At 65.9% G+C, this 1,430-nt stretch carries 1 protein-coding gene; it reads right to left on the reverse strand.

Annotated features, from left to right (window positions below; all coding sequences use genetic code 11):
* Positions 1-242: 242 nt before the first annotated feature.
* The coding region (locus IV113_RS25970) for a glycosyltransferase family 39 protein (protein ID WP_291091311.1) at positions 243-1,430 on the reverse strand (1,188 nt) is incomplete at its 5' end.

The following is a 1,430-nucleotide window of genomic DNA, read 5'->3' on the forward strand; positions in this document are numbered from 1 at the left end:
CCGAATTCGCTGGCCCTTCGGGCACGCTGCGTTGCTCGGATCGCCCGGGGTGCGCGCAAACTTGTCCGCTTCGCGTCCTTCGGACATGCGCGCCCCTGATCCGGGCGCTCCTGCGCTACTCGCCAGCGAATGACGGCGCAAGCGGGGAGCAAGACACGCGGGCCTGAAAGGTAGTCCGCTCCCGCCCCCGTCTTTTGCCGTGTGGCCGGGCCGAGACCCGGCTCGCCACGACAGAAAAAATCTCACTTCAAACGAGAAGAAGGCGAACAGGAAACAAACCCATACCGCTCACAAAAAGGACTCCCCAAAACCGGCAGCCAGGCAGGCACATCGTGAAACTCCCGCGCGACCTCCGCCAGCACCCCATCGCGATACGCCTGGAAGCGGAACCCCACCCCATCCACCGCGAAGAACGGCACGCCCTCCACCTCGAAGCGCTTCACATTCACACGGTCGAAGTAAGGCGCGAACTCGGCCAGCACCGGCTCGTCGTACAGGAACACCCGGATCGGCTTGCCGTCGTACACCCGGAAGTCCACGATCTGATCGTCTTGCCGTGCGTGGTGGCGGCCCACGCCGAACACCGGCACATACGCGCCGTGGTGAAACGCCAGCATGCCCGCCGGGTTGTAGGTGCGCGCCATCAGCGTGGCGTCGACCGGCATGTCTTGCTTCAGCGCGGCCACCACCGCGGGCGTCTCGCGCAGGAAGACAGCTCGGTCGTAAATCTTCAAGGGTTGCCACCAGGCCAACGGCGCCCATGCAATGGCCGCGACCACCAGCAGATGCGGCACGGAGAGGGCCACCGTCCAGTTCAGCGCGCTGCGCAACGGCCTGGCCTCAAGCCGCATTCCGGCCCACACCACAAACACCGGCACGAAACCCAGCACCCAGTGCAGGCCGATCGTGCGGCGCGTGCTCAGCAACGCAAACACCAGGATGGGAAACAGCCACAGCACCGCGAGCGTGGTGCGCGTGGTGGCCGAGGTGCCCGGGGCCGCTCGCGAGGTGACACCGCGCCACAGCAACCAGGGCGTGAGCAGGTAAACCGCCATGCCCACGTACACGCCGAAGGTCTTGAACGACCAGGCCGAACCTTCGTTGCGGTTGAACACGTTGAACATCACGTTGGTCCAGCCGTGCGTGGCGTTGAAGGCCACGTTGAGCCCGATCGACGGGAGCGCCAGCGTGAAGATCAGGAACGGCGCCCACCAGCGCTCGCGCCGCCAGCCGAAACAGTGGGCCGCGTAGGCAAAGCCCAGCAGCGCCGCGAAGTATTTGGAGAGAAACGCCAGGCCCAGGAACAAGCCCGCCAGTGCGTACCAGGGCACGCTGCGCGTGGCGCTGGTGTCGGCGCGCAGGTAGGCCCAGGCCGAGAGCGCCATGAAGAAGATCAGCGGCGTGTCGGTGGTCACCAGCACGAACATCCA

The sequence above is a fragment of the Hydrogenophaga sp. genome (assembly GCF_018780385.1).
Taxonomy (GTDB): domain Bacteria; phylum Pseudomonadota; class Gammaproteobacteria; order Burkholderiales; family Burkholderiaceae_C; genus Hydrogenophaga.